We start from the raw sequence: 25,505 nt of genomic DNA, 5'->3' as shown, positions 1-25,505 counted from the left end.
CGGTCCGTTAAAGGATGCCTAACTCGCCCGTCAGCCTATCAGCGCCGCGAGGTGCCTTTGACCAGGTAGGCCCACCTGTGAGCGCGACCACGGAGCACAAGAGGGTGACCGCTGCCGTGTCGGTGCTCACAGGCACGCCGAAAGTGCAGCGAGCGCGCATGTTTCACCCCCACGCAGACCTGGGGCGACCGCCCCGAGGCGAGCGGTCGGTGATCGCGTTCACGTCGCCGGAACGACCTCGGCAACCGCCGCCGCCTCGACGCGACATGGTTTGCCTTCCGTCACACCCGCTCGGCGAGCACGACGCCGACCTCCGGGTCGTTCACCGCCACGTCTCTGCCGAGGGGAACGATCATGTCGTCCCAAGCGCGGAACCGCGTGTGCCAGCCGTGCTCGAGCAGCCACTGCTCCCCCGGGCGCCCGGCGTCCGGCGGTGGCATACCGGCGTCGTCACCGGCGACGAGGCGACGCAATTCGGCATAGGGCGCAGCCTCGGGGTCGACCGCGAACCGGCTGAGACCGAAGTGGCTGCCGGGCGCGGACAGTGTCGTCAGCGTCGCCACCGTGCGGAGATGATCCCCGGGTGGGAGGTACGGGAGCGCGCCCTCGTCGATCCAGTGAGTCGGCAGCTCGGGCCGAAATCCCCGCTCGCGCAGCGGAACAGCCCAGTCGGTGCGCAGGTCGATCGGTAGGACGTGTCGTTGCGTGGTCGGCGTGGCGTGCAGTGCGCGCAGTACCGGCTCCTTGAAGGCGAACAACTCGGGCAGGTCCAGTTCGTAGACGGTGACGTCGGCGGGCAGACCCATCCGGAACGCGCGGGTGTCCAGACCGGCGCCGAGCAGAACGATCTGCCTGCATCCGGCGGCGACGGCCTCGGCCACCCGGTCGTCGACCAGGCGAACCCCGACGGATCTTCCCGCGAAGAACTGTTCGGCCACGGCCTCGACTCGCTCCCATTTCGCGGCGCCTGCCCCGGTGCGGGTGAAGTCACGTCGCGCCGCGTCGACGAACGCCGTAGCGAGCGGGTCGGCGTAGAGCCGATCCGGCCTGCGCGACTCCTGCTCGCGGATCAGCGCGACGCCGATCGCTGTCAGCGCCACCCCCGCGGTAGGTGCGTTCACGTGTGTCATCTGCCCCTCCTTCAAACTAACTTGCCGACCGGCTAGTAATCTCGGTCATGATCCGACGGTAGGCTCCCCCTAGCCGGTCGTCAAGCAAAGGAAAGCCCCGTGGACGGACGTCGTAGCGACACCAGGGAACGCATTCGCGCGGTGGCGATGGAACTGTTCTCCGAGCGCGGGTACGAGAAGACCTCGCTGCGCGAGATCGCCGAGCGGCTCGGCGTCACCAAAGCCGCGCTGTACTACCACTTCCGGACCAAGGAAGACATCGTCGTCAGCCTCTCCGACGATCTGCGCCGTGGCATCGACGACATCGTCACCTGGGCCGAACAGGCACCGCCGGGTTCCGAGCGGGCCGAGCAGATCCTGCGCCGCTACAGCGCGCTGCTGCACAGTCTCGGCCGTGACATGGTGCGGTTCTGGCACGAGAACCAGCCCGCGTTCCGCGACCTCGGTTTCGGCGCGGGCCTGCGCTACCAGTTCCGCGTGCTCGCCGACCTCATGACCGCGCCCGACGGTGCTGCGCTGGACATCTACCACGCACGGCAAGCGCTGCTCGCCATCAGCTGGAGCCTGTCGATGATGGGCGATCTCGATCTGACCGACGACCAGATGCACACCGCGGCAACAGATATCGCGATCGACATCCTCGCCAGGATCCACTGAACGCACATCGTCGAGCGCCGGAAACGCGTTGCCCGCGAGCACCTGCGTCCGCGATCATCGATCATGACCATCAGCACCAGCGCTCAGCCCGGATCGACTCCCCCGCAGCGGATCGATCTGGGCGATCTGCTGCTGCGCCGGTGGCGCCCCAGTGACCTGACCCGCCAGTTCACCGCGCTGAGCGCCTCGCACGCACACCTGCGCCCGTGGATGTCGTGGGCCGGGGAGCCGCCGACGCTCGCCGGGCAACGCCGTTCCCTGCAGATCTCGTCCGCACACTGGCCGACACCCGACGGCGGCTACCTCTACGGAATCTTCACCGCGAGCGGCGAGGTGGCCGGTGGCATCGGACTCCACGACAGGATCGACCCAGCCGCACTGGAGATCGGTTACTGGTGCCATACCGCCCACACCGGACGGGGAATCATCACGCGCGCCGCCCATGCTCTGACCACCGCCGCGCTCGCCCTCCCCCACATCGGTCGCGTCGAAATCCATTGCGACGCGGCCAATGTCCGCAGTGCGGCTGTTCCCCGACGGCTCGGATACGAGCTGGTCAGCACTGCCCCACGCCCGCGCACAGCGCCCGCCGACTCCGGCATCGGCATGGTCTGGTCGACCATCGAGGGTCCTCGGGCGGGCCGAGGAGATCGCTTGTCGCTCGACGACCCCCGGACTAGACTGTGACGCGCACCACATCGCGACGGCGGGTGCACACCGCCGTCCAGCGCGATCGTGATCCGATCGGAGCGCCGGATCGCGGTGTTCGATCGTGGCCCCCCGCTCGTCGGACCGGGCCCGAAGTCACTCCAACCCCGCTCGACCGCGCAAGGAGATGACCGTCATGGCGGTTGCCGTCGAACTCGAATTCACCGGCGCGACACTCGAACAGTACGACCAGGCCCTCGGGAAGATGGGCTTCGTGCACGGCGGCTCCGGCGGCCCCGGCCTCCTGTTCCATCTGGTCAGGAAGACCGACACCGGATTCCACGTCACCGACGTGTGGGAAACCCCCGAGCAATTCCAGAGCTTCGCCGAATCCACCCTCGGCCCCATCGGCATGGAAGTCGGCATGCCCAACCAGCCCACCATCGAAGTCCACGAAATCTACAACTACCTGGCTCAGGGAAACTGACACGCCACACGGGGCGAGTAGTCGCCGAACCACGCCGCTCGAGCCGGTGCCTGTGCCTCGTTCCAGGTCAGGACCTGCGGCTCAGGCCATGTGGGCGCGCAGGGCTTGGGCGAACCAGGTGAAGATCGGGGCCAGGTCGGGTTGGTCGGGCCAGGCGTTCACGGTGCCGAGTAGCCGCCAATAGCGTTGTACGCGTGGGTCGTCGGCTACATCGAGTCGTTCGAGGATCCACCGGCGGAGTGCGGTGTCGTCAGAGCGGTCGAAGGTGGTGGCGTAGCGGGCGGTGAGGGCATCGAGGATGGGGGTCGCGGCCGGGGGTTGTGGGGGCATGCCCGCGGCGATGGCGCCACCGACGAGTGTGCGGACGGCTTCGGTGAGGTCGTGGTGCAGGCCGGTGGTGTCGCCTGCGGCGCGTTCGCGGGCCTGGTAGTCGGCCATCCGGCGGACGGCGTCACGGAAGTCGGTGTCCTGCACCAGTTCCGCCAGTTCCATCCAGGCTGCCAGCTGATCGGGGGTCGGGTCGTCGGGGAGGTCGGGCACGCTTGCCCGGACCAGCTCCGCCATGGCGGGGTTGGCGGCGTAGCGGCCGAAGGTGTCGTCGACGAAATCCTCGATGAGGCGGTGCCTTTCGGCAGCGGACAGGGCGGCGAGTCGGTGCATGAGGTCCATCTCTCGTTGGCTGGAGTCCCGGACGGCCACCGCTCGCAACACGGCCCGGCGCACCCGCAGGGTCCGGATCTCGACGTCGAGCGCGTCCGCGTGAGTGGCGGCGACCTCTGCCATAGAGGATTCGCGATCGAGCACAGCGCGCACGGTGCTCAGATCCATGCCGAGTGCGCGAAGGGTGCGCACGAGTTCCAGTCGCGCGATCGCGGCGGAGTCGTAGAGGCGGTGGCCGGCCGGGCTGAGTACGGTCGGCGCCACGATGTCGCGGTCGGCGTAGAAGCGGATGGTCTTGACCGTGAGCGCGGTACGCGCGGCCACTTCACCGATCGTGCGGAGCGTGTCGTCGTCCATGGATCTCAGCGTGCCGTCTCCCCTCGGGGGAGAGGCAAATCCTCCCTGCGCGGAATCAGCGGCGCCGCTCGGCCTCTCACAGCGCCATCGCCGGAGCGGGCGTCTCGCGCATGATCCGGACGGACGGTCACAGCGGTGCGGGCGGTTCCGGCGTGGTCTGGCGGGCGGGCAGGGCGCTGATCGTCAATGCCAGCATGACCAGTGCGATGCCCGCGAGTTCGAGCAGGGTGGGGCGTTGCGCGAGGGCGATCGCGCCCACGACGGTCGCGGTCGCCGGGAGCAACGCGAGCAGCAAGGCGAATCGGGCGCGTCCCACCGCGGTCAGCACCACCTGGTCCAGCGCGTAGGGCACCGCACTCGACAGCACGCCGACACCGAGACCGAGCAGCCAGGTCCGCGGGTCGGCGAATACCGCGGCATCGATCATCAGCTGCGGAATCAGCACGAACGGCGCCAGTAGCACCGCCGCGGCCGCCATCCCGACAGCGAGAGAATCCTGGCCTTCACCGGTGTCGGCGACGCGCTTGCCGACCAGGATGTACGCCGCCCCCAGGACCGCCGAGGCGAGAGCGAACCCCACCCCGACCGGCTCGACGTCGAACTGCACGCCGGCCAGCAACACCACACCGACCGCCACTAGCGCCACGGCGAGCAGGTCGCGCGCCCGCCGCGACCCGAGCGTCGCGACGGCGACCGGACCGAGGAATTCGATGGCCACGGCGGTGCCGAGCGGGATACGCGCGATGGCCTCGTAGAACACGATGTTCATCGACACGGTGACGATGCCGAAGCCCGCCGCCGTCGCGATGCCCCGCCGTGTCCAGCGGGTCCGCCACGGCCGCCGCCAGGCCAGCAACGCGACCCCCGCCGCCGCGGCCCGCAACCAGGCGACAGTGGACGGCTCGGTGGTGTCGAACAGGAAGACGCCGAGTGCCGCACCCACATATTGCGAGGTCGCCGCGATGATGAACACCATCGGCACCGACCAGCCGGGTAGCGCGCGCGTCGCCGCCCGGTCGGTTGTCGAGATCGCATTCATCCCAGGAGTAATCCACACAAGGGCACGGATTTCAACGCGAACCGGCCCGGGATCGAATGATCGAGGACCGGTTCGCACTACCGGTGACAGTGCGTCCCGTGGCTGCCGGAACGTCGACGCCGGCAGCTGCGGAGTCTCGCGTTCGCGCGGTTACCGGACGCCGAACCACCTGGTCAGTGCCGCGCGCAGATCAGCTGCGGCGGTGTCCGACGACTCGTCGATCGTTGCCACCCAGGCGATGTGACCGTCGGGGCGGATCAGGAGTGCGTCGGCGAGACGATCGCCGGTCTTGGCCGCGTGGATGTCGACGCGCGGCGCCCACTCCCCGGCGATCTCACGCAGGTCGGCACGGTCGGCCAGGTCGAGGAAGACCGGTCGCGCGCCGCGCATGATCTCGGCGACGGTGGTGGTGCCCTGGTCGGTGTGCAGGCTCAGATCAGGAGCGAAAGTTCCGGTGAGCGAAGGGGCTCCGGGCGTCGGGTAGCGCAGATCGGTGCCCGCGACGAGGGCTCCCATACGGCGCAACGCGGGTTCGTCGGAGAGCAGTTCCTGGAATACCGCGCGCAGCGCCTCGGCGGCAGGGTCCTGACCCTGGCGAAGTGCCGCCTGGGCGCGGGTCTGCAGCAGCGCGCGACCACCGGCGAAGTGACGTTCGTCGTGGTAGGTGTCGAGCAGGTCGGCCGGTGCCCAACCGTGGATGTCCGCGGCCAGCTTCCAGGCCAGGTTCACCGAATCGGTCATGCCGAGATTCATCGCGGCGCCGGTCGCGGGCAGCAGGTGGGCCGCGTCCCCCGCCAGGAAAACCCGGCCCACACGGTAGTTCTCGGCCTGTCGGTCCTGGAACTGGTAGCGCGACAAGCGAGTCGGCACACCGAGCGCAACCTCCGCGCCCAGCACACGCCGGACGCTGTGGCCGAGTTCGGCCATGGTCAGTGGTTCGTCGTTGTCGTATTCGGCGTCGTCGTTCTCGGTGGTCTGGAAGAACATCACGCGGTCCTCGGAGCTGACCCGTCCCAGCGCGAACACCCCGGTGTCGGTGCGGGTGAATCCCGGATCGATCCGTCCGACACCGGGCACCTCGAGGCCGCCGTCGTCGAGCACGGTCACCGACTCGTGCACCGCGACCACGGCCAGCCGGTTGACCTCCGGATAGGTGCTGCCGGGGAACCCGATTCCGGCCAGTTCGCGAATCCGACTGCGGCCGCCGTCGCAGCCGACCAGGTAGCGGGCCCGCACCCGGTACGGTCCGTCCGGCCCGTTCACTTCCGCGATCACCGCCTCGTCGTCCTGGGTCACCGCGACCACTTCGTGTCCGCGCCGGATCTCGGCGCCGAGGTCGACAGCGTCCTCGGCGAGCAGTTCCTCGACCCGCGCCTGCGGAATCGCCATGGCGTGCAACGGAGTTTCGTCGAGACCGGTGAAGTCCAGGTACACCCCGCCGAAGGGGAAGATCGGCTTCGGACTCGCGTCACCGCTGACCGCCGTCATTCGGTCGAGCAGGCCCCGATAGCGCAGCACATCCAGAATTCGCCCACCGAGACCGCTGGCCTTCTGCGCGGTGCCCGGCCGTTCACGACGTTCGAGCACCAACGGCCGCACCCCGGCCCGGCCCAGTTCCCCGGCGAGCATCAATCCGGCAGGCCCAGCGCCGACAACGATCACGTCGGTGGTCATCTCTTGCATCTCGTCACTCCCGAATACGGCTGGTCCCTGCATTGCCCAGCGATTCTGCAGCACCACCGGGGCCTTGCCGCAAGCCCCGGGGTGAGCTATAAGTTAGAAGGGGCAACGAGTCAGCGGGTCACCGTCAGGTGGTTGTCAGCGGAAGTACACATAGTCCTGGACCCAGTGGAATCCGCGGCTGCGCAAGGTGAAGGTGTCGGGGTCCTTGCGTTCCAGGGTGATCGTGATCGGGCGGTCGTGCAGTGTTCCGCGCAGCAGCAGTCGGTCCGGGGTGGGTTTTTCGGAGGACAGTGTCGCGAACGGTGGTCCGGCGTCGACCGCGCCGATGGCGTTCATCGAGGTGAGCTCCACTTGTCCATCGGGGCGGAAGTGGGCGTGCGCGGGTACCAGTTCGCCGTTCATCCGCTGGTAGGCGGCTTCCTGCGGGTCATCGAAAACCAGTCGCTGCCACCGTGTTTCGTCGGTGGTCAGCGGCGGGATCGGCTGCCCGTCGATGGTGAAATCCCGCACCTCCCAGATTCCGTACAGCGCGGACTTGGGGCTCGCGGCACCGGATTGTTCGTGCCAGACCACCCAGCGGTCATAGCCGCTCCCCAACGCGACCCACAGGCCCAGCGCCGCCACCACCCAGATCGCCACGCGGTTCTTCCTGGCGTCGGTGAACAGCGCGGGCTGGGTCAGCGGCGCGCACGCGCGTTCGCGCGCGAAGACATCGGTCAGCCGGCGCAGGTACGGCGCGAGCAGGAACACGCTGATCAGCAGCAGATGCGCGGCGAGCAGCTTCTCCGGTATGTCGAACGTCATGTTCAGCAGCAGAATTTGCGCTGTACTCGCCAGCGTCAACGCGGCGCCGAGCACTGCGGTCCTGGACACGAACAGCAGCAGCCCCGCCACCACTTCCACCCCACCGAGAGCCATCTCGTACGGATACGAGCTGCCGACCTGCAACCACAACACCGAGGCGGGGCTCATCTCGCCGTACGGTCGCAACAGCTGCGCCAGTCCGGGGGCCGGCATCTGGGTGGGGATCAGTTTCGCGAACCCGAACCCGATCATCTGCCCGCCCAGAGCCAGCCGCAGGAACAGCGAGAACCAGGCGAGCGCGCGGGCGGGTACGGGACGACGGTCGACGGCTGTCCACACCGCGGCGCCGGTCGCCGCGACGACCAGCAGACAGAACACCAGTACCCAGACGGCGGTCTGGTCGCCCGCTCCGGAATCCTGGTGTAACTGAGCGTCGACCCCGAAGACCGCTCGACCCACCGGCCCGGTGACGGGATCGGTGATGGGCATGTTCCACGGCCCCGGGTATTCGCGAATCCACCGGCCGAGGATGCCGAGCAGCGCGAACGGGATATAGGTGAGAAGCAGGCAGAGCAGGCCGAAGTAGATGATGGAGAATCGGAGGACGATCTGGGTCAGCACAGGCCGACCGGCCCGTGCGGCGACGGGGGCAGACACTGTCGTGGTCACTGCTGCATCCTCGGGTCGTGGGTCGGGTCGGCGTACAGGGGCGGGCAGCCGAGTTCCCCCGCGTCGGAGCGAAGTTCGTAATGCCAGGGTTCGTTCGCGTAGATCTGGCACAACCCATAGGCGGCGCCGTGCGCGGCCAACCATGCCGCGCCGTCGGTCGGCCCGATATCAACCGCCTCGCCGGCTACGTGAGCGGAGGTGTAGGGGGTTGCCACCCACCGAGCGGCTTCGGTTTCCGAGCCGTATTTCGAGACTGCCTCGCGCAGCAGTTGTTCCTGGTATTCCGGCGACCGCCAGCCACTGTTGACGACGAGCTCGACTCCGTCGTCCGCGGCGTCGGCGGCGGCGGCGCGCAGGGCGGCGAGCAGATCGGAGTCGAGGTTGCCCACGGACGGATTCCCGTCATCGAAGAGCGTCGCGCCGGGCGGACCGGCGTGGCCGCCGACAAAGGCGTCGATGGATCGTGCGACCGAGGACATGGTCGGCAGCGACTGGTAAACGAGGACACCGACAGATGCCGCGCTGACGATGACAACGGCGCCGAGGGCGGTCGATCGGAGACGGCGAATCGCCGGTTCACGGTAGTTCATGCCCCTCAGTCAAGGCAGCATGGTGTTGCCGACGCGTATGCGGTTTCGGATACGCCGACGATATCCCCGGGCTGGGAGAATCGAGCGTCTATGCGTGTACTGATCGTCGAGGACGAACCCTATCTGGCGGAGGCCATCCGCGATGGCCTGCGCCTGGACGCGATCGCCGGCGACATCGCGGGTGACGGCGACACCGCACTGGAACTGCTGAGTGTCAACACCTACGACATCGCGGTCCTGGACCGCGACATCCCGGGTCCCTCCGGCGACGAGATCGCCGAATACATCGTCGCCTCCGGTAGCGGTCTGCCGATCCTGATGCTCACCGCCGCCGATCGGCTCGACGACAAGGCGAGTGGTTTCGGGCTCGGTGCCGACGACTATCTCACCAAGCCGTTCGAACTCCGCGAACTGGTCCTCCGGCTCAGAGCGCTCGATCGCAGGCGCGCGCACAACCGGCCACCGGTGCGCGAGATCGCCGGGTTGCGGCTGGACGCGTTCCGCCGGGAGGTCTACCGCGACGGCCGCTACATCGCTCTGACCCGCAAGCAGTTCGCGGTGCTCGAAGTGCTCATCGCCGCCGAAGGCGGGGTCGTGAGCGCCGAGGAACTCCTGGAGCGGGCGTGGGACGAGAACGCGGACCCGTTCACCAACGCGGTGCGTATCACCGTCTCGGCGCTACGCAAACGGCTCGGCGAGCCCTGGGTCATCACCACCGTGGCCGGTGTCGGGTATCGCATCAGCGACGGGCGAGCGCGTGGGTAGGGCACCCGGATTGAGTGTTCGCCTCAAACTCACCCTCAGCTACGCAGGCTTCATCATGGTCGTGGGTTCTCTGCTCATCGCCGCTGTGGGTGTCTACTACCTGTGGTACCTGCCCGAGGGGTGGATCTACACCAGCGGCGGCGATTTCTGGATCGATCGCGGCATGCTGCTACGGTCCTTCGCGCCGTTCGTGACCATTGTGATGGCTTTCCTGCTGGCGATCGGTCTGGTGGGCGGATGGTTCCTCGCCGGTTGGATGCTCACCCCGCTGACCCGTATCACCGCCGCTACCCGGACCGCCGCGAACGGCTCACTCGCCCACCGAATCCGGCTGCCGGGCCGCAGCGACGAGTTCCGCGAACTCGCCGACGCCTTCGACATCATGCTCGCCCGGCTGGAAGCACACGTCACCGAACAACGTCGATTCGCCGCCAACGCCTCCCACGAACTGCGCACGCCGCTGGCGATCACCCAGACCCTGCTCGACGTGGCCCGCGACGACCGCACCCACGACACCGGCGAACTGGTCGACCGCCTGCACGCCGTCAACACCCGAGCGATCGCTCTCACCGAGGCATTGCTCCTGCTCAGCCGCGCCGATCAAGGGTCGTTCACCCGAGAACACGTCGACCTCTCCCTGCTCGCGGAAGAAGCCGCCGAAACGCTGCTCGCCCTCGCCGAAGAACACGGCGTGAGCCTGGAGACCTCCGGCGAGGTGACGCCCACCATCGGTTCGCACGCCCTGCTGTTGCAGCTGACGACGAACCTCGTGCACAACGCGATCGTGCACAACCTGCCCGCACGCGGCATCGTGTGGGTCACGACCGGACTGTGCCCCGAGACCGTGGTGCTCACCGTCGAGAACACCGGCCCGGTCCTCGACCCCCTGGTGGTTTCCACACTGGTCGAGCCGTTTCAGCGCGGCACCGAACGCGTTCGCACCGACCACGCGGGCATCGGCCTCGGCCTGGCGATCGTCGACAGCATCACCGCGGCACACGGTGGAACCCTCGCACTCGATCCCCGTCCGGCCGGCGGACTCCGCGTCACCGTGCGGCTTCCGCGTCGGCCACTTCCGCCGACAGCACGGCGGTAACGGCTCCGCCCCGGGCGTTCAGGGAGCGCGCAGCACCGAACGCACCACTTCCGCTACCGCCGATCGCAATCGGTCGACCTCGCCCGCCCTGGCCAGTTGCTGTGCGAGTTCCCCGCCGACTGTCGACAACAACAGCGCGCCCACAGTGTCGGCGTCGATATCGGGACGGACTTCGTGCAGGAGCGTGCCGATGTGCTGCACCCAGAACGTGTGGAATTCGGCGCTGCGCGGATGTGGCGGCATCGCCTGATAGGCCGCGATCAGCTCCACGTCGTCGGTGACCATGCGCGTCATCGCATCGAAGAAGGCGAGTAGCCGGTCGGTCGCCGGCGCGCCCGGTCCCAGCGGCGGTGGGCCGCTCGACACCGCCGCCATCAACGCGACGGCGCCCTCGGCGACGAGCTCGTAGAGCAGGCCCGCGCGGCTGCCGAACCGGTGGAAGATGGTCCCCTTTCCGACACCTGCCACCGCGGCCACCCGATCCATCGTCACCCCGGCCGCGCCGTGTTCGGCCAGCAGCGCGGCGGTGGCATCGAGGATCGCTCGACGGTTGCGCGCGGCATCGGCGCGTTCGGTGGGACGTCGGTCGGTCATCGCACCCGCTTTCTCGGCACCCGCCGATCCGTTGACAAGTTGACCGACGGTCCATATCGTTCGAGATATCTGGACCGACAGTCAACTTATGGAGTTCTGATGCAGGCAATCGTAATGACCCAGACCGGCGCACCCGACGTTCTGGTAGCGCGCGAGATCGGCGAACCTCGCCCCGGCGAGGGACAGGTCGTCCTCCGGGCCGAAGTGGTGCCGGTGCTCTACCCCGAGACCAAGGTTCGGGCCGGCGCGTTTCCGTTTCCCGCGCCGCTGCCCGAGGTCTTCGGGTTCCAGGCGGCGGGCACGGTGATCGATATCGGCACGGGCGTCGATCGGGCATTGCTGGGCGCCCGGGTGGTCGCGTCGACCCGCGGCTTCGGCGCCTACGCCGAACTTGTTGTCGCCGAGACCGATTCGGTGACCACGATCCCGGCCGACCTGACCGTCGAGCACGCCGCCGCGATACTGATGCCGGGATCGGTAGCACTGGCGCTGATGCGGACCGCGGGTGTCGCGGCGGGCGAGACCGTCCTGGTCGAAGCGGCGGCTACCGGTGTCGGCAGCTGCCTCACCCAGCTGTGCGCCGCCGCGGGCGTGCACGTCATCGGCACCGCGGGCGGGGAACAGAAGGCTCGGCTCGCGCGCGAGCGCGGCGCGCACGAGGTGCTCGATCACACCGCGCCCGACTGGGCGGATCAGCTGGCCGATCTCCTCACGGACGGCACGGTCGATGTCGTGTTCGATTCCATCGGGGGCGCATCACTGACGCCGCTGCTCGACCTGATCACGCCCCTGCGTGGCCGAATCCTCAGCTACGGCTGGCTCGACGGCGCTCCCGCACAGCTGGGCGTCACCGAACTGATCCTGCGCGGGCTCACGCTCACCGGCTGCGCGGGCACCGCCTGGCTCGGCGAAGTCGCCCGGCAGCGATCGGCGGCACTCACGGCAACAGCACAGGGCCTGCTGACACCCGCGATCGACTCGATCCTCCCCCTCGCCGACGCCGCGCGGGCACACCGAATGCTGGAGGACAGGACCGCTTTCGGCACGGTGCTCCTGCGGCCATGAACCTTCAGCCTCCTTGAAACTCGAGGTATGCTTCAACCAGCCTGAAGGTTGGTGGACGTCACGCAACCCGGGCACACCGATAGGAGCAAGCCTCATGTCACAGGCCACATTCGGCGTCGACTCGCTGGCACTACCGTCCACCCCACTCGCGATCGAGACCCACCGGCTGATCAACGAGGCCCTCGAAACATCGGTATGCCATCACAGCGTTCGCGGGTTCTTGTTCGGGCGCGCCCACGCCGCCGAGCAGGGCCTGCGGCCCGGCGCGGACTACGACGAGGAGCTCATGTACCTCATCTGCGCGCTGCACGACATCGGCCTGTCCGAACGTGCCGTCGGCACACAGCGATTCGAGATCGACGGCGCGGATTTCGCGGCCGAGTTCCTCGAAGCGCAGGGCATCGACGACGAACGCGTCGACATCATCTGGGACGCCATCGCCGCACACACGACAGGCCTCAGCGACTCACCCGTATACCGCCGTCGCCGACCCGCCGCCATCTGGATCGCGGTCACCGGCATCGGTCTCGACGTCGGCGGCGGCCCCGACGATCTGCCCCCGGGATTCGCAGACCTGGTCCACGCCTCCTATCCACGTCTCGGCGGCACGCGAGCTCTCACCGACATCATCGAACGTCAAGCCGTCGCCGATCCGCGCAAGGCACCGCCGGGCTCGCTGCCGGGCGAGATCCTCCGGCTGCGGCATCCGGAATTGGTGCCGTACACGTGGGACACGGTTCTCGACACGAGCGGCTGGCAGGACTGAGATGTCGAGAGCGCCCGGGCGGCTCCGTCCCAGGGTTACGAGAGCCGAACGGGCCTCGAGACGACGAGCGTCAGCGCGTCCGAAATCGATCGACCCGGCCAGAACGAGCCGGACGAACCCGAGGAGAACATCATGACGGTCCACCGGATGGATCATGTCGGCATCGTGGTCGACGATCTCGCGGCTGCTGTCGCGTTCTTCGTCGAACTGGGCCTGGAGCTGGAGGGCGAAGCCACAGTCGGGGGCCAATGGGCAGACGACCTGCTCGGATTGACGGGCGTCCGAGCCGACATGGCCGTCGTTCGGACACCCGATGGCCACAGCCGGGTCGAGCTCTCGACGTTCCGCTCGCCGACGACCACCCTTGCCGCGCCGAACGCGCCGGTGAACATCCCCGGCATCCCGCGCCTGACATTCGTCGTCGACGATGTCGAGAACGTCCTCGACCGCCTGCGCGCCCACGGCGCCGAACTCGTGGGCACGCTCGCCCGCTACGAAGACATCTGCCGCTACGCCTACGTGCGCGGTCCCGACGGCGTCGTCCTCGGGCTGGTCGAGGAACTCCGCTGAGCGACACTCGCACCACAGGCCGTCTATCGAACATACATTCGAACACGTTGTAGACTGGGGCTCATGTCGCTGCCCCTGCAAGGTTCACTGTTCGACGGTGATGCGATTGCCCTGGGTTCGATCGAGGCGATCCGGCGCACCCCACTCGACGCGACCAGCTGGGTCGATGTGCTGCCCGGCTGGCTGAGCGGCGCGAGCCGGCTGTTCGATCGACTGGCCGAACGCGTTCCCTGGCACGCCGAACGCAGGCCGATGTACGACCGGGTCGTGGACGTGCCGCGGCTGGTGTCGTTCTTCGGGGAGAACGACCCGCTCCCCGATCACATCCTGGTCGATGCGCGGGCGGCCTTGACCGCGCATTACGCGGCGGAACTCGGTGAACCGTTCCGCACGGCCGGGCTGTGTTTCTACCGCGACGGTCGGGACAGCGTCGCCTGGCACGGCGACACGATCGGCCGCGGCGCCACCCACGACACGATGGTCGCGATCGTCTCGGTCGGAGCGCCGCGCGCTCTGCTGCTGCGCCCGCGCGGCGGTGGCGCGAGCGTCCGGTTCACGGCCGGGCACGGGGATCTCCTGGTGATGGGCGGGGCATGTCAGCGCACCTGGGAACACGCGGTCCCCAAGACCGCACGCCCCGTCGGACCCCGCATCAGCATCCAGTTCCGCCCCCGCGGGGTCCGGTGACCCGACCACGTCCGTCGGACTGATTCCGTCGAAACACTTTCCGTTGCGATGGCCGGTTTGCGATCGTCACCGGCGCGACGGTGCGCACACCGACTGGCCGGCGATCGGTGATGCCCGCACGGTTGACCGGCAGTACTGCACCCAGGCCGAGCTGCACAGTCACATTCGTCGCCAACTGGACAATATTGTCGCCCAGGCCATTTCGCTGTCGGACACCGCGATCATCACCGATGCCGAATCGGAAGCCGTGCTCCGCCAACTGCGCCGCTGGGCAATCGCCGCCCAGGAGGTCCTCGACTACCGCTGCGCCGACAACGACAACGGCGTCGAGGTCGGCACGGTCTATCGCGCGAAGGGCGGGCCAGGGACTATGTCTGGCTGGGGATCGTCCGGGGCTGACGGATGTCGGCGACGTGGCGGATTGTCGGTCGCTGGTCGTAGGATCCGGGGATGGGGAGTTCACTTCTGCCGCATGTGCGGGCATCGAACGCGCTGACGGGGCGGTGGTGCGAAACGTTCGAGGGCGGGGACGCGGTGGTGTCGGGGGCCGGATTGTGGCCGTTGCTCGCTGTGTTGGCCGGGGCTGCTTCCGGCCCGGCCAGGGATGAGCTCGCTGCCGCGGTGGGAGTTCCGGCGGAGCAGGCGCATGCGGCGGGGCTGGACATGCTGAAATCGCTGGATACTTCGCGGGAGGTGTCGACGGCGATCGGGGCGTGGGTCCGGGCGGGGCTGACCTTGCGCGAGGAGTGGGTTCGCAGCATGCCCGCCGGGACGGTCGGTGAGCTGGGCGATCCGGCGGCACTGGATGCGTGGGCGAACGAGCAGACCCGGGGGTTGATCAAGAAATTTCCGGTACCGATCACCTCGGACACGGCGCTCGCGCTGGCGACCGCGCTGATGGCACGCACCCGCTGGGTGACGGCGTTCGACGAGATCCTCTACACACCGGAAACCGGTCCGTGGCAAGGACATCGGGGACCCGGCCTGTACCGCACGAGCCATCCCGACGGCAGTGTGTCGGTACTCGACGACGAAGTGACCCGGGTGATCGTCATCGGCAAGGGCGAACTCGACGTGCACGTGCTGATCGGCGCGAATCCGCGGCACGGTCTGGCCACAGGCCTCGCAGCTCTGGACGGGACCGTCGAGGTGCGGACAGAACTGCCTGTCGGCACGACGGCACCCTGTCTATCGGTGAGTCGACGGGAGACCTTCGGCGGTGGCGACTCCGTGGTGCTGACCATGCCACCGTTCGAGGTGGAGAACAAGCACAACCTCGCTTGCCATGCGGCGATGTTCGGCCTGTCCACCTCGATGAACGTTCCCGGTTCCCATTTCGCAGGACTCGCAGCTGATCCGCTGGCGCTGGACGCGGCGGGTCAGGACGTCATCGCACGCTTCGACGCCGAAGGCTTCGAAGCGGCTGCCGTCACGGCCGTGGCGATGCGCCTCGGCGGTGTTCCGCAGAAGACATGGTCGACGATCACATCGGTGAACGTCGACCGCCCATTCGGATTCATCGCGGTAGACCGGCCGACCGGCCTCGCCTTGGTCGCGGGTCAGGTCACGAAGCCGCCGGTGGAATGGGTTCGGCCGGTCGGTGTGGAACCGGCGGGCAGACGAAACCCGGGGCCGCCGTGGTGAGATCGGTAATCGACATTGCCGAAGCCGTTGCTCAGCAACAGGATTCGGTTTCGATACGGCTAGTGGAGGCCGTATCCTGGTAGCAGTCCGCAGTCAGGTGCACAGGGGGTCGTGGTGATCGTCGTTGTCGCGGACGAGAGCGAACTCGAAGGCGCGGAACAGATCGTCGGCGCGGCGCTCCGTGACCAGGCGTTTCGGGCGGGCGGCGTCGCCGTGTTCCGCTGTCACGTACCGGAGAACCGGGGTGGGTCGGTCGAGGTCGACGCGTTGGTGTGCACGCCGCAGAGCGTGACCATCGTGGAGGTGAAGGGTTTCACCGCCCGTCAGGAAGGCACCCTCGCCACCCCACCGAACGGCCCGTGGACCATCGACGGCGAACCGGCGGCGCTCTATCACGCCGTCCGGGTGCCGAACCCGTTCGTCCAGGTGCGCCGACAGGTGTTCGCGGCCAAGAGCCTGCTGCAGCAATCCGGGATCTTCGGCTGGGTGAACGCGGTGATCGCGCTGGTCGCTCAGCCCGGCGCCGAGATCACCATCGAGGAAACCAGGATCGCCGACGGGTACCGTGCGGTGCTGATCGATCGCGACGACGCCGGCGCGTTGCACGACTATTTCCAGGCCGAGAGCGGGCGCACGGTCCGGCTCAGCATCGATGACGTCACCCGGGTGTTCGGCGCGTTGAACCTGGGCCATCTGCTGCCTTCCCCCGATGAGCTGACAGCACAGGGCTTTCCGGCCGCGCTCGACCCGGCGACCACTTCCCGGCCCATCGCCCCGACCGCTGTGGAGCTCGGCTCCCCCTCGGAGACAGCTGTTTCCGACACCACATCGGATTCCCCTGCGGCGTCGACCGGTTCGGCTCGCGCATCTACACCCGCGTTTCTCGCCGCGATCGACAGACTCGCCCATCGACCCCCTACCGCGGCTCATCCCGAGGATCCGACGTCGGTGCCCGCTGAACGCGAGACGGAATCCCCTTCTTCGAGTGAAGGTTTCACCGGCGCGCAAGCCGACGAGTCCGACGACGCGGCGTTATCGGCCACAGCGATCGGACCACCCGACGAGCCGATACCCAGCACCGAATCCGCCGAACCGGTGACTGACCGAACTTCACACCCCGACGGTGCCGAACAAGACTCGCCCCAGGACGACAACCCGGAGCACGAGCCAACCGCTGAGGGCGCTGCTCCGGATCGGGAAAGCGCCACACGCGCTGAGCCTTTCGACGACGACACGATCGATCTGGACGAACCCGCGCTCGGTGAAGTAGCCGAATCATCGGACGGTCAGCCCGAAAGCACTGTCTCACTGAGCAAATCCGTCGCCGCCGATGAATCGGTCGCGATCGACGATCCACCGACCGATGGCATCGAACGCCACGAACCCACGCCCGGGGACGAAGTGGCCGCTGCGGGCACACCCGCTGGTACCGGCGAAAACCGCACTGCCGAGTGGGCTCCCGCGGTCGGTACAGTGGCCGCGTCGGGCGCTGCTGCCGCGGTCGGTGCCGCCGGGTCGGCCCGCGAGACCGAATCGCGAAGTACCCCTTCCCCGGCGTACACCCCCGCCGTCGCACCGTCGTATCGTTCCCCGGAAACCCCAGCGCCCCAGCAACACCCGGAGCACTGGTCCGATTGGGTCGAACACGACCGAACGACGCGGCAGCCGACCCTCTCGCAGAAATGGCGGTCGTGGCGTCGCGGGGACGGCCCGTCACTGCTCGAGCGGTGGCACAACCGTCCCGTTCGGGAGCGGAGTGCCCCCAGGCGGGGCCTGCGAGTCGGGCCCGGTGTCGCTTTGCTGCTGTTCATCGCGCTGTTCGGAGCCGGGTTCTTCGCGATCGCGGCGGTGCAGGCGAGCCGATTCGAGATGTCGGACTACGACCGGATGTGTGGCGAGGACAAGAAGCCGTTCCCGAACGCCGCGCCCTACGAGCGCGACGGCGCGCGCCCGATCTATCTGTCCGGTGACCTCACGACCATGGTCCACCCGAACGATCCGACCGCGTGGAACCCGGACGACCCGTCGACCGTGCAGCTCATCGCCTGCATGAAGCAGCTGGAACTGCGCGACCTCGTGCAGACCTGCCAGTACGGCCCCTCCCCCGGCGCACCGGTGGGGCGCACCGTCAACCTCTTCCGCGCCACCTACGAGGTCGCCGTCTACGAACTCCGTACCGGACGCGAGGTCGCCAAGGCCACCATGCTCGGTGAACGCTATTCCGACAACCCGGCCAACACCGACCAGGACCGCTGCCGGGCGGCCGCCGACGCCCCCGACTATCTCGGCCGCCGCCTCGGCCAACCCTCGACAGCCCAGCTCACCGGCTTCCTCGCCCCACTGGTCCACGCCCCCCGCTGAACCGCTTGACCTCGAGCGCACTCGAGGTAGCAGGATTCACCTCGTGCCCCGAGCACAACCCGACACCGCGCCTACCCAGCGTCGGTCGCGCCTCCGCCGGTTTCCTCGTACACCCACCGGCGGAGGCCGTCGGGCTCACAGCGGGGCATCTGCGGCGACCCGCACGACCTCGGCGAGATGCGGATCCAGTTCGCCCGACTCGAAGCGAGTCGTGCCGATCACATGCCAGAACTGGCCCGCGACGTTGCCCTCGTATTTGTATCGCCCGTCGGGCGTCAACGCGGCCCATCCTTCGGGCAGTCCGAGCAACACCGCGCGAATCGAGGGCGCCGCCCCCTGATCCGCCGCACCGGACCACAACACGACGTTTCCGTCTTCGCTACCGCTGGCGAGTAGATCGCCCGACGCGTCGAACGCCAAGGTCGACACCCGGCGGCGATGACCTTCCAAGGTGTGCAGATGCCGACCGGTGTCCATGTCCCACAGCCGGATCACCAGGTCGTCTCCCGCGGTGGCGAGGATGCCCCGCTGGGCGTCGACGGCCGCCGACCAGAGTTTTCCGGTGTGCCGCGTCAATTCGTGTACCGGCTCGCCCGACGTGACGTCCCAGATCCGTGCCGAGCCGTCCCAGGAGACGCTGGCGACGCGGTTGCCGTGAAATGCCACCCCGTACACCCGGTCTCGGTGCCCGCGCAGAGTGTGCAAGCACCGCCCCGACTCCACGTCCCAGATCCGAACGACGGAGTCGTCGCAGCCCGAGGCCATCAGCGCCCCGTCCGCGCTGAAGGCCAGGGACCGAACCCTGCCTCGGTGCTCGCGGTAGATCCCGTACTGGGCGCCGGTCGCACGGTTCCAGATCGTCACTGTGTCATCGTCGTTCGCCGTCGCGATCAGTTCACCGGAGGGATTGAACGCGATCGCCCAGATCGGCGCATCCTCGATGCTGATGTGGCGCTCATAGGAGTCGGCGTCGAGGTTGAACAGGCTGAGTCTGCCGTCGTTGCCCACCATCGCGAGCTGCCCTGGTCGCACCGTGCTGAACAGTGCCGACTCGAAGGTCAGCAGGTGGTCGTCGCTGCCGGTCAGCGTGCGAACGAGACGTCCGGTGACGGTGTCCCACAGCCGGACGACGCCGTCGTTGCCCCGGGTGGACAGCATCGCCGAATCGGCGCTGAAGCCCACCGCTGTCGTTCGGCGGCCGTGCCCGGTGAGCAGGTATCGGCAGACTCCGGTGACCGGATCCCAGAAACGCGTGGTGAATTGGTCGTCGGTCACCACGAGCTGGGTGCCGTCGGGCCGGAAAGCGAACGGCCAGATGGATCCGGTGTGGGCGGTGAGACGATGCCGCAGCTGACCGGTCTCGGACGCACGCAGGCAGACGAGCCCCGCACTGTCCCCGGAGGCCAGCAGCTCTCCCGACGGGTCGTACGACACCCAATAGATCGCCGCGCTGTGTTCGGTCGGCGCGTGCAGCACTTCTCCGGTGTCGGTATTCCAGACGCGGAGCAGCCCGTCGGTGTCCCCGCTGGCCAGCACGTCCCGGGACGGGTGGAAGGCCAGCGTGTAGATGCGTCCGGTGTGACCGGTCAACCTGCCGGTGAGCGTGCAGGTGACGGGGTCCCAGAGCGTCAGTAGTCCGTCTACTCCACCTACCGCTATCCGGGTTCCCGAGGAGTCGAAGGCGATGCGGTAGGCGGCGCCGCCCGCTGCCTGGAATTCCCCTGTTTGCCTGCCGGTTTCGATGTCCCACAGGCGCACCATGCCGTTGCCGTAGGCGGCGGCCAGCGTCCGACCGTGCAGGGCGATGCTGTAGATCAAGGTCATGCCGTGTTCGGGTGGCAGACACTCGTGACACAGATCGCCGCTGGGCAACGACCACAGCCGCAGCACACCACGCGCGTCACCGGTGGCCAGCAGATCACCGCCGGGACCGAGCAGCACCGGCCACGGCCACTGTTCGTGCCCCCGCAGAATCCGGCGGAGTTCCCCACTGACGGCATCCCAGATGCCGACCGTTCCGTCGCCGGAGCCGGTGATCAGGACCTGGTCGGTGTACGCGACCGCGAAGGTGCGCGCGCGGTGGGTCTGCAGCATCCGCAGCGGCCGGCCGGTGTCGGCGTCACAGATCAGCACGCCCCCGTCGTCACTGCCGACCGCGACCGTACTGCCGTCCTGGCTGTACGCGACGGGCTGGGGCAGTCTGCCTCGACTGGCATGGAATCCGTGCCGAACGCCCAGTGCGGCAGGCGCGAATTCGGTCTGCACCGATCCGCCGGGTACTACGGCCGCGCCGCGCAGATCCGCCCCCGAGGCCTGCCCGATCACGTCCAGGAGTGCGGCGCGCTGCCAGCGGCTACCCCTGCCACGCGCGCCGGTCAGGTCGGTACGGATCAGGCGCGCCCTGGTGAGATCAGCGTCGGTCAGATCAGCGCTGACGAGGCGTGCGTCGTCCAGCCGCGCCGCGACCAGCCGCGCACCGCGCAGCACCGCGTGGGTCAGATTCGCGCCGATCAACCGCGCACCACTGAGATCGGCGCCGCTCAGATCGACCCCTTGCAGGTCGCGGTAGGAGAGGTCCTCGCCGGCCAACATCGCGCCGCGCAGGTCCGAGCTCGGCGCCGTGCGCAGCCGGGTGGTGATCCGCAACGCGTTGGTGCGTGAGTTCGGGTCGGCGTCGGAGTCGGACAACACCGACTCCGCCCAGGTACGCAGCGTGCGCGGGTCGGCGAGATCGCACAGGAAATCTATGATGAGCAGCGACAATTGGGCTTGCGCGAGGTGTGGTGCACTCACGCCCGCACCGAGTAGGCGGGCGAGGTGATCGGCCACCAGCCATTCGGTCACCGAGGAATGGATGAAACCGAACAGGTCGTCGTCGGTACGCACCAGCAGGCTGCCCGAACCGATGGCGTGCGCCGACTGCTGCACCGACATGCGATCGCGGACCGCGGTGTCGGTGAGTTCCCGTGCCACTTCCGACAATTCGGCCGCACGCAGATAGGGCCTGCCTGTCTCCCACACCCGCAGCGCGAAAGCCGTTACCGCCTTCCACAATTCGTCCAGCCCCAGTCCCGGCAGCGATCCGGCCACGGTAGCCGTGCGATCCACCTCGTAGCGAAGCCAGGAATCGAGGATCTCCCGGTACAACGCGGCCGGGCCGATGGCATTGGTCGTTCCCGCGGCCGCGCGCAACCGGCGCTCCTCGAGATCGGCGATGAAGCTGAGCATGCGCGGGTTCTGTGCCAGCCCGAGCAGGTCCTGGATGCCCCTGATCAACTGCATTCTGGCGTCGGCACGCCGCGTGTCACCCCCGTAGCGATTGGTGAGGAAGGTATGGATCTGTGGCGGCGCGAACTCCTCGATGCTGATGATGCGCCGGTCGTCGAGCAGACCGACCCGCTCGCCCAACGCCGTCAACACCTGGGCCCTGGACTCGAAGTGCTGAGTCCGGCTGGCCACGATGATCTTCGCCTTGCCGACGGCGGCCTGCAGGAGGGTCTCGAGATGGTCGGCGGCGAACTCGTAGCTGATCCTGGTCACCAGTTCGTCGAAGCCGTCGAACAACAGCACCACCCGGCCTTCGCGCAGCATGTAGCGCAATGCCTTCAGATCGATCCGGTCTTCGCCGTGATTGGCCAGATGGGCGGCGACCAGTCCGTCGACCGAGTGGGTCTTGTCGAGCGCGCGCAGGTCGATCAGGATCGGAATCAGCGCGGGCGTCGACTCGCTGATCCGGCGGGCGAGCTCACGCAGCGCGAACGTCTTGCCACGCCCGAAGTCACCGAGCAGCAGTACGAACCAGCCGTGATCGGCGGTCACCACGCCCATGAGTTCGGCGATCAGATCGTCGCGAATCGCGGTTTCGTTCTCCTCCAGCAGCCGAAACCGTTGTGGTACATACAACTCGGGTGGGTAGCGCCGGTCGGTGCGCAGGTCGAGCACCTGACGGGCGAGGTAGTCGGTCAGATCGAGCATGCCCTGGAATTCCAGGAAGCTGCGGATGCGCAACCCTTGACCCGCTGCCTCCTCCCGCAGCGAGCGGGCCGGAACCGCGCCACGATAAACGAGCTCGGATCCGAATTCCGGGTCGTGCGCCAGGAAATCCTCGACCACCTGTCTGGTCAGATCTCCCACGTGGGCGCCGATGCGCCACTGCGCCGCCATCCCGTCACGATGATGGGTGACGAACAGGTGCGGCGGGTCCGCCTCGACCCGCCTGATCCGCGCGCCGGGGTAGCGCGCCGCACAGACCTCGATGACGCGCTCCAGCAAACGCCCCTGCGGATCGACCACGGGCGCCGAGTCACCGGCCTGTTCATCGGAATCCGGATCTTCGGTCCCCGCGGATTCGATCATCTTCGTCTCGGCGGGCGCGGACAGGGCCGCGGCCACATTCGACCAGGACACGGGGATGACCGTGCGTTCGACCTCTCGATCATGGTGCTGGGCGGGATAGCGCGACATGCCCTCGGCGGTCAGGTGGATGATCTCCGCGCTCCCCGGGGCCGCGGCGGGCAGCACCGGCAGCACGCCCCCCAGCAGATCGGCGTGCACGCCACCGGGTCCCGGCCCGTGCAGCAACACATTCAACCGGTTGCCGAGCAGCCGGGAGACCGTCGTCGCGTCACGAAGAAGCGCTGGGTCGGTTCGCGCGGCCCCCGCACCCGGCATCGGATCGTGGCGCACCACACCCAGGCGTAACCATCCGCGTGCCTCGAACGCGCGTAGTTGCTCGGAGAACCACGCGACCTGGGTCTGCCCCACGCTGCCGTAGTCGTCTTCCTGACGATGCGTCGCGGCGATCGTCGAATTCAGTCCCGCGACGACAATTCGCAAGTCCGCGATGGGAAACAGGGTCCATGGTTGCCCGGCGTCGAACACCAGATGATCCAGGCCCTGGTACAACTCGCCGAACATGCGCTCGAACTGTTCGAGTTTCTCGAAATACGGCGGTTGCGGCAGCCGGTCGCGTGACTCGCAGCGCAGAAAGTAGCTCTCGCACGCCTTCTTCGACACGTCGTGATTGCCGGGTACGACGATCAGGCGATCAGGCTCGAGGCCCAGCAGAATGCGCAGGCCGGTGAGGAAGGCAAGCGCGTCGTCGACCTCGCGCGGGTGGCCCGATTCGGTGAGGTCACCGGAGACGACGATCACATCCGGTGACGGCACGCCCTGATCGGACAGGTGGATGACATCGGCCCAGATACGTGATTGCAGTTCGCCGGGACCGTCCGGCTCGTCGCGCCCGAACAGACCGCGCCCGAACCGGGGGCCCGCGACATGCAGCACCGAGAGCCCGTTGCGCGCTTCGCGTGAACTGCCCGCGCCCGGAAAGCTCGGTGGCACAGCGGGAGTCCGCCGACGCTCCACGGCCTGTGCCGGGCCGAAACCATTCGGAACGGGCCGATCCCGCACCGCCGCACCGGAACCCGACGGGAACTCCGGTCCGCGCGCCGGTTTGGCTCGACCGTCACGCATGTGACCGACGCGATCGAGCAGGGTGTTCCGCGCGGTCTCGGCGCTGGCGACATTCACCAGATCCAGATAGGTGCGCGTGGCGAGCAGACCCTCCAGCGCGCAATCGGCGACCCGCACCGGCAGCAACTTGTGCTCGTCGGTGCGAATTGCCGCCTGCCACTCCATCGTTCCGTAATGGGAGGTCAGGTAGCTGTCGGACAGGATGGCGATCACGATGGCCGAATCGCGCACACCACGGTCCATGAAGTCGATGAAGTTCGTCCCCGGCACGAAGTCCCACGCCTGGATCAGCGTGCGGAATCCGGCGGTCTCCAGTTGCCACGCCACCCAGGTGGCCCAGCGTTCGTCAGCCGGCGAATAGCTGATGAAGAAGAATTCACGTGCCCACCCCAGGTCCGTCACACCGTCGAGTATGCGCCCGAATGATCACCGCGGCAGACTCTTGGCAGGACGAGCACGCGTCCGGTAAGCCGCAATGCGATCATGGATCGGTGTCCGAAAAGGTCGACCCGCACCGCCGCGTCACGCCACCGCAGTGGTGGGCACGGCTACCACGACCACGGCTGTCGGTGCTGGATCGGATTCGCGTCGGCCTGCTGCTCGTCGGGTTGACCTTCGTCGCGACCGGACTGCTGCCCCGCGCCGAGGCGGCGGCGAACCTGCGTCGCGTCGGGCCGTTGCTGCTGTTTCTCGCCAGCGTGATCGTGCTGGCCGAACTCACCAGGGAAGCCAAGGTTTTCGATGTCATCGCCCATCGGATCGCGATCGTCGGACGCGGAAACTACCTCGCCCTGTTCGCACTGTGCGTGACGTTCGCCTCGGCGACAACGATTCTGCTGAACCTCGACACCACCGCCGTGCTGCTGACCCCGGTCATGCTCGCGCTCGCGGGACCGACGCGCATCCCGCCGCTGCCGCTGGCGATCACCACGCTGTGGCTGGCCAACACCGCCAGCCTGCTGTTGCCCGTGTCCAATCTGACGAATCTGCTGGCGGCGGATCGGATCGCCAAGAGCTCCACCGAATTCGCGGCGAGTATGTGGGCGCCCCAGCTCGCCTCGATCACGGTGACGATGCTGTTCCTGTGGCTGTGGTACTGGCGTCGTGATCGTCGCGACACCGACCGCTACGTGCCGCCGGAGCCCATCCGCACCGAGGGAATGCGTGCGCGGACATTGCTTTACGCGACCGCCGGTGCGTGCTTGCTGTTCATCCTCGCGATTCCGGTGGTCGGTGATCAGATCGGTCTCGCCGCGGTGGTGGCCGCCGCGATCGCGGTCGTCGCCTTCGCGATTCTGCGGCCCGCAGCGCTGCGGTGGTCGCTGATCCCGTTCCAGTTGCTGATCTTCGTCGTCGGATTGTTCCTGGTGGTGCCGACATTGAGCCGATGGGGACTCAACGACATCATGCACGGCCTGATCGGCGTCGACGACGGTGTCGCCGGGGCGTTCCGCGCGGCGGCCGCGGGAGCGGGCCTGTCCAACGTGGCCAACAATCTGCCTGCCTACACTGCCGGGGAATCCGTGATCCCGGTGGAGAACGGGACACAGCTGCTCGCGCTGCTCATCGGCACGAACGTCGGGCCGGTCGTCACGCCGTGGGCGTCGCTGGCAACGCTGATCGGACTGGAGTTCTGTCGCACCCACGAGGTGCGCGTTCCGATGCTCCGGTTCGTCTGCACCGGATTCGCACTGGCCGTGGTCGCGACGGCCGCCGCGGTCACCGCGCTGCTGCTCATCGCCTGACTTCTCGACT

General features: G+C 68.0%; 21 protein-coding genes. 13 read left to right on the top strand and 8 right to left on the bottom strand.

The genetic code is table 11. From position 1 onward, the window contains the following. Positions 1-281: 281 nt before the first annotated feature. Positions 282-1,130 (bottom strand): SAM-dependent methyltransferase, encoded by an 849-nt coding sequence (locus ACFVVI_RS03425; protein ID WP_387442884.1) that lies wholly within the window; start codon positions 1,128-1,130, stop codon positions 282-284. Positions 1,131-1,229: 99 nt separating this feature from the next. Between ACFVVI_RS03425 and ACFVVI_RS03420 the strand changes: the two genes are divergently transcribed. From ACFVVI_RS03420 to ACFVVI_RS03410, 3 genes are all read left to right on the top strand, one after another. After that, complete coding sequence (locus ACFVVI_RS03420; protein WP_387442882.1) at positions 1,230-1,787, top strand: TetR/AcrR family transcriptional regulator; 558 nt, start codon at positions 1,230-1,232, stop codon at positions 1,785-1,787. A 63-nt stretch (positions 1,788-1,850) separates the two neighbouring features. After that, positions 1,851-2,474 carry a GNAT family N-acetyltransferase gene (locus ACFVVI_RS03415; protein ID WP_387442880.1) on the top strand — a complete coding sequence of 208 codons (624 nt, stop codon included), beginning with the start codon at positions 1,851-1,853 and terminating at the stop codon, positions 2,472-2,474. 157 nt (positions 2,475-2,631) lie between these two features. Continuing rightward, positions 2,632-2,922 (top strand): hypothetical protein, encoded by a 291-nt coding sequence (locus tag ACFVVI_RS03410; RefSeq protein ID WP_378989054.1) that lies wholly within the window; start codon positions 2,632-2,634, stop codon positions 2,920-2,922. A gap of 81 nt (positions 2,923-3,003) precedes the next feature. On the opposite strand, the gene ACFVVI_RS03405 is transcribed toward ACFVVI_RS03410, so the two are convergent. From ACFVVI_RS03405 to ACFVVI_RS03385, 5 genes are all read right to left on the bottom strand, one after another. Beyond that, positions 3,004-3,939, bottom strand: a complete 936-nt coding sequence (locus ACFVVI_RS03405) for a MerR family transcriptional regulator (RefSeq protein WP_387442876.1) — start codon at positions 3,937-3,939, stop codon at positions 3,004-3,006. A gap of 127 nt (positions 3,940-4,066) precedes the next feature. Further along, complete coding sequence (locus ACFVVI_RS03400; RefSeq protein ID WP_387442874.1) at positions 4,067-4,978, bottom strand: DMT family transporter; 912 nt, start codon at positions 4,976-4,978, stop codon at positions 4,067-4,069. A gap of 150 nt (positions 4,979-5,128) precedes the next feature. Continuing rightward, complete coding sequence (locus tag ACFVVI_RS03395) at positions 5,129-6,661, bottom strand: FAD-dependent monooxygenase (RefSeq protein ID WP_387442872.1); 1,533 nt, start codon at positions 6,659-6,661, stop codon at positions 5,129-5,131. Positions 6,662-6,796: 135 nt separating this feature from the next. Beyond that, positions 6,797-8,134 carry a DoxX family protein gene (locus ACFVVI_RS03390; protein WP_387442870.1) on the bottom strand — a complete coding sequence of 446 codons (1,338 nt, stop codon included), beginning with the start codon at positions 8,132-8,134 and terminating at the stop codon, positions 6,797-6,799. Next, positions 8,131-8,724 (bottom strand): M15 family metallopeptidase, encoded by a 594-nt coding sequence (locus tag ACFVVI_RS03385; RefSeq protein ID WP_387442868.1) that lies wholly within the window; start codon positions 8,722-8,724, stop codon positions 8,131-8,133. The genes ACFVVI_RS03390 and ACFVVI_RS03385 overlap by 4 nt, the downstream gene beginning before the upstream one ends. Positions 8,725-8,814: 90 nt before the next feature. On the opposite strand from ACFVVI_RS03385, the gene ACFVVI_RS03380 reads away from it, so the two are divergent. Both ACFVVI_RS03380 and ACFVVI_RS03375 read left to right on the top strand, forming a co-directional pair. Continuing rightward, positions 8,815-9,489 carry a response regulator transcription factor gene (locus ACFVVI_RS03380; protein WP_387442866.1) on the top strand — a complete coding sequence of 225 codons (675 nt, stop codon included), beginning with the start codon at positions 8,815-8,817 and terminating at the stop codon, positions 9,487-9,489. Positions 9,490-9,499: 10 nt separating this feature from the next. Beyond that, on the top strand, positions 9,500-10,585 hold the full coding sequence (locus tag ACFVVI_RS03375) for a sensor histidine kinase (RefSeq protein ID WP_387442864.1): 1,086 nt from the start codon (positions 9,500-9,502) through the stop codon (positions 10,583-10,585). Positions 10,586-10,603: 18 nt separating this feature from the next. Here the strand turns inward: ACFVVI_RS03375 and ACFVVI_RS03370 are convergent, their stop codons facing one another. Then, positions 10,604-11,179 (bottom strand): TetR/AcrR family transcriptional regulator, encoded by a 576-nt coding sequence (locus ACFVVI_RS03370; RefSeq protein WP_387442861.1) that lies wholly within the window; start codon positions 11,177-11,179, stop codon positions 10,604-10,606. A gap of 99 nt (positions 11,180-11,278) precedes the next feature. On the opposite strand from ACFVVI_RS03370, the gene ACFVVI_RS03365 reads away from it, so the two are divergent. The 7 genes from ACFVVI_RS03365 (at position 11,279) to ACFVVI_RS03335 (ending at position 18,272) form a co-directional block, all read left to right on the top strand. After that, the gene (locus tag ACFVVI_RS03365) at positions 11,279-12,244 is read left to right on the top strand and encodes a zinc-binding alcohol dehydrogenase family protein (protein ID WP_387442859.1); all 966 of its coding nucleotides are present in this window, start codon (positions 11,279-11,281) and stop codon (positions 12,242-12,244) included. A 94-nt stretch (positions 12,245-12,338) separates the two neighbouring features. Then, positions 12,339-13,010 (top strand): HD domain-containing protein, encoded by a 672-nt coding sequence (locus tag ACFVVI_RS03360; RefSeq protein WP_387442857.1) that lies wholly within the window; start codon positions 12,339-12,341, stop codon positions 13,008-13,010. A gap of 132 nt (positions 13,011-13,142) precedes the next feature. Then, positions 13,143-13,580, top strand: a complete 438-nt coding sequence (locus ACFVVI_RS03355; protein ID WP_387442855.1) for a VOC family protein — start codon at positions 13,143-13,145, stop codon at positions 13,578-13,580. 63 nt (positions 13,581-13,643) lie between these two features. Next, positions 13,644-14,267 carry an alpha-ketoglutarate-dependent dioxygenase AlkB gene (locus ACFVVI_RS03350; RefSeq protein ID WP_378989037.1) on the top strand — a complete coding sequence of 208 codons (624 nt, stop codon included), beginning with the start codon at positions 13,644-13,646 and terminating at the stop codon, positions 14,265-14,267. Between the two features lie 43 nt (positions 14,268-14,310). After that, positions 14,311-14,763 carry a hypothetical protein gene (locus ACFVVI_RS03345; protein WP_387442853.1) on the top strand — a complete coding sequence of 151 codons (453 nt, stop codon included), beginning with the start codon at positions 14,311-14,313 and terminating at the stop codon, positions 14,761-14,763. Next, positions 14,718-15,911 (top strand): serpin family protein, encoded by a 1,194-nt coding sequence (locus tag ACFVVI_RS03340; RefSeq protein WP_387442851.1) that lies wholly within the window; start codon positions 14,718-14,720, stop codon positions 15,909-15,911. Before ACFVVI_RS03345 ends, ACFVVI_RS03340 begins: the two co-directional genes overlap by 46 nt. 111 nt (positions 15,912-16,022) lie before the next feature. Continuing rightward, positions 16,023-18,272 carry an NERD domain-containing protein gene (locus tag ACFVVI_RS03335; protein ID WP_387442849.1) on the top strand — a complete coding sequence of 750 codons (2,250 nt, stop codon included), beginning with the start codon at positions 16,023-16,025 and terminating at the stop codon, positions 18,270-18,272. A gap of 135 nt (positions 18,273-18,407) precedes the next feature. On the opposite strand, the gene ACFVVI_RS03330 is transcribed toward ACFVVI_RS03335, so the two are convergent. Next, complete coding sequence (locus ACFVVI_RS03330; protein ID WP_387442847.1) at positions 18,408-24,152, bottom strand: TIR domain-containing protein; 5,745 nt, start codon at positions 24,150-24,152, stop codon at positions 18,408-18,410. Positions 24,153-24,241: 89 nt separating this feature from the next. On the opposite strand from ACFVVI_RS03330, the gene ACFVVI_RS03325 reads away from it, so the two are divergent. Continuing rightward, positions 24,242-25,495 carry an SLC13 family permease gene (locus ACFVVI_RS03325; RefSeq protein ID WP_387442844.1) on the top strand — a complete coding sequence of 418 codons (1,254 nt, stop codon included), beginning with the start codon at positions 24,242-24,244 and terminating at the stop codon, positions 25,493-25,495. Positions 25,496-25,505: the final 10 nt, after the last annotated feature.

This window comes from Nocardia sp. NPDC058114 (assembly GCF_042884695.1).
Lineage (GTDB): Bacteria > Actinomycetota > Actinomycetes > Mycobacteriales > Mycobacteriaceae > Nocardia.
This window is presented reverse-complemented; position numbering and strand designations above follow the sequence as displayed.